The 3,153-nt window shown below is 70.3% G+C and carries 3 protein-coding genes; all 3 read left to right on the top strand.

Annotated elements, in window-relative coordinates; genetic code table 11:
• Positions 1-2: 2 nt before the first annotated feature.
• The 3 genes from ACFOJE_RS08505 (at position 3) to dxs (ending at position 3,138) form a co-directional block, all read left to right on the top strand.
• Positions 3-245, top strand: a complete 243-nt coding sequence (locus ACFOJE_RS08505) for an exodeoxyribonuclease VII small subunit (RefSeq protein WP_377813895.1) — start codon at positions 3-5, stop codon at positions 243-245.
• Entirely contained in the window at positions 242-1,129 is an 888-nt protein-coding gene (gene ispA / locus ACFOJE_RS08500; protein ID WP_377813894.1) for a (2E,6E)-farnesyl diphosphate synthase, read from the top strand. Before ACFOJE_RS08505 ends, ispA begins: the two co-directional genes overlap by 4 nt.
• 116 nt (positions 1,130-1,245) lie before the next feature.
• Positions 1,246-3,138, top strand: coding sequence for a 1-deoxy-D-xylulose-5-phosphate synthase (gene dxs, locus ACFOJE_RS08495; RefSeq protein WP_377813893.1), 1,893 nt, complete (start codon positions 1,246-1,248; stop codon positions 3,136-3,138).
• Positions 3,139-3,153: the final 15 nt, after the last annotated feature.

The raw sequence follows: 3,153 nt of genomic DNA, 5'->3' as shown, positions 1-3,153 counted from the left end.
CCATGGCCCGCAAGAAAGCCGCCCTCGACTTCGAACAGTCCCTCACCGAGCTGCAGACCCTGGTCGAGCGGCTGGAGGGCGGCGAGCTGTCGCTGGAGGACTCCCTCGCCTGCTTCGAGCAGGGCATCCGCCTGACCCGCGACTGCCAGGCGGCGCTGTCCCAGGCCGAACAGAAGGTGCAGATCCTTCTGGAGCGCCATGGCGAACCCGAGCCCGCCCCTTTTGACGTGGATACCCAAGCATGATCGCAAGCTACCAGAAGCAATGCCAGGCACGTGTCGATGCCGCCCTGGAAAACCTGCTGCAGCCCCCGCGCAGCGAGCTGGCCCGCCTCTATCAGGCGATGCGCTACAGCGTGGTCAACGGCGGCAAGCGCGTCCGTCCGCTGCTGGTCTACGCCGCCTGCGAGGCCCTCGGCGGCACCGCGCAGCAAGCCGAGGGCGCCGCCTGTGCGGTGGAGCTGATCCATGCCTACTCGCTGGTGCACGACGACCTGCCGGCGATGGACGACGACGACCTGCGCCGCGGCCAGCCGACCACCCACAAGGCCTTCGACGAGGCCTGCGCCATCCTCGCCGGCGACGGCCTGCAGGCCCTGGCCTTCGAGGTTCTCGCCGACGCCCGCTACAGTCCGCAGAGCGCCGAGCTGCGCCTGGAGATGTCGCGCACCCTGGCCCGCGCCGCCGGCCCGGCCGGCATGGTCGGCGGTCAGGCCATCGACCTCGAGTCGGTCGGCCGCCGCCTCGACCAGCAGGCCCTGGAAACCATGCACCGGCACAAGACCGGCGCGCTGATCGAGGCCAGCGTGCGTCTGGGCGCCCTGGCCAGCGGCAAGGCCGATGCCGATGCCCTCGGCGCCCTGGCCACCTATGCCCAGGCCATCGGCCTGGCCTTCCAGGTGCAGGACGACATCCTCGACGTGGAGAGCGACACCGCCACCCTGGGCAAGACCCAAGGCAAGGACCAGGCCAACGACAAGCCGACCTATCCGGCCCTGCTCGGCCTGGAGGCGGCCAAGGCCTATGCCCTGGAGCTGCGCGACCAGGCCCTGGCCGCGCTGGCCGCCTTCGGCGCCGGCGCCGAGCCGCTGCGCGCCCTGGCCCGCTACATCGTCGAACGCCGCCACTGACCGGCCCGGCGCCGCCCGCGACCCTCGGCAAAGGCCGAAGGCCAGCAACGGATTTTCGCGGCGGCGCCAGGATCGGGTAGAATGCCCCACCTTTTTGCCGCATAACGATCTTCTCGATGCCCAAGACGTTCCACGAGATTCCCCGCGTGCGCCCCGCCACTCCCCTGCTGGACCGGGCCGCGACGCCGGATCAGCTGCGCCTGCTGAGCGAGGCCGAGCTGGTAGTGCTGGCCGATGAGTTGCGCCAGGAGCTGCTGTACACCGTCGGCCAGACGGGCGGCCACTTCGGCGCCGGACTCGGCGTGATCGAACTGACCATCGCCCTCCACTACGTCTTCGACACTCCGGAAGATCGGCTGGTGTGGGACGTCGGCCATCAGGCCTATCCGCACAAGATCCTCACCGGTCGCCGGGAGCGGATGCACAGCCTGCGCCAGAAGGACGGCATCGCCGCCTTCCCGCGCCGCTCCGAGAGCGAGTACGACACCTTCGGCGTCGGCCATTCCAGCACCTCGATCAGCGCCGCGCTGGGCATGGCCATCGCCGCGCGCCTGAAGGGCGAGCAGCGCAAGTCCATCGCCGTGATCGGCGACGGCGCGCTGACCGCCGGGATGGCCTTCGAGGCGCTCAACCACGCGACCGAGGTGGACGCCGACATGCTGGTGGTCCTCAACGACAACGATATGTCGATCTCCAACAACGTCGGCGGCCTGTCCAACTACCTGGCCAAGATCCTCTCCAGCCGCACCTACGCCAGCATGCGCGAAGGCAGCAAGAAGATCCTCTCGCGCCTGCCCGGCGCCTGGGAGATCGCCCGCCGCACCGAGGAGTACGCCAAGGGCATGCTGGTCCCCGGCACCCTGTTCGAGGAGCTCGGCTGGAACTACATCGGCCCCATCGACGGCCACGACCTGCCCACCCTGCTCGCCACCCTGCGCAACATGCGCGACCTCAAGGGGCCGCAGTTCCTCCACGTGGTGACCAAGAAGGGCAAGGGCTTCGCCCCCGCCGAGGCCGATCCGATCACCTGGCACGCCATCAGCAAGCTGGAGCCGACCGACGCGCCCAAGCAGCCGAAGGCGCCGTCCGGCCCGAAATACGCCAACGTCTTCGGCCAGTGGCTGTGCGACATGGCCGCCGCCGACCCGCGCCTGACCGGCATCACCCCGGCGATGAAGGAAGGCTCCGACCTGGTGGCCTTCAGCGAACGCTATCCGGAGCGCTACTTCGACGTCGCCATCGCCGAGCAGCACGCCGTCACCCTGGCCGCCGGCATGGCCTGCGACGGTCTCAAGCCGGTGGTGGCGATCTACTCCACCTTCCTCCAGCGCGCCTACGACCAACTGATCCACGACGTGGCGGTGCAGAACCTCGACGTGCTGTTCGCCGTCGACCGCGCCGGCCTGGTTGGCGAGGACGGCCCGACCCACGCCGGCAGCTTCGACCTCGCCTACCTGCGCTGCATCCCCGGCATGCTGGTGATGACCCCCAGCGACGAGAACGAGCTGCGCCGGCTGCTCACCACCGGCTACCGCTACGAGGGCCCGGCGGCGGTGCGCTACCCGCGCGGCACCGGCCCGAACGCGACCATCGAGCCCGGCCTGGAGCAGCTGGAGATCGGCAAGGGCGTACTGCGCCGGCGCGGCCGCCAGGTCGCCCTGCTGGTGTTCGGCGTGCAGCTGGCGGAAGCCCTGCAGGTCGCCGAGAGTCTGGACGCCACGGTGGCCGACATGCGTTTCGTCAAGCCGCTGGACGAGGCCCTGGTGCGCGAGCTGGCCACCAGCCACGAGCTGCTGGTGACTATCGAGGAGAACAGCGTGATGGGCGGCGCCGGTAGCGCGGTGGCCGAGTTCCTTGCCGAGGAGAACCTAGTCCGCCCGCTGCTGCACCTGGGCCTGCCGGACCGCTATATCGAGCACGCCAAGCCCGGCGAGATGCTCGCCGAGTGCGGCCTGGACGCCGCCGGCATCGAAGCCGCCGTCACCCGCCGCCTGGCCCAGCTGGGCTGAGCCCCGCCGCCCCCC

The organism is Azotobacter bryophylli (assembly GCF_042643485.1).
Classification (GTDB): Bacteria; Pseudomonadota; Gammaproteobacteria; order Pseudomonadales; family Pseudomonadaceae; genus Azotobacter; species Azotobacter bryophylli.
Note: the sequence above shows the minus strand (reverse complement) of the source record. Positions and strands in the feature narration are given on the sequence as shown.

What these genes read in the sequence shown, in the direction of transcription:
- dxs (WP_377813893.1), top strand. Translation starts at nt 1,246, where the DNA reads ATGCCCAAGACGTTCCACGAGATTCCCCGCGTGCGCCCCGCCACTCCC.
- ispA (WP_377813894.1), top strand. Translation starts at nt 242, where the DNA reads ATGATCGCAAGCTACCAGAAGCAATGCCAGGCACGTGTCGATGCCGCC.
- ACFOJE_RS08505 (WP_377813895.1), top strand. Translation starts at nt 3, where the DNA reads ATGGCCCGCAAGAAAGCCGCCCTCGACTTCGAACAGTCCCTCACCGAG.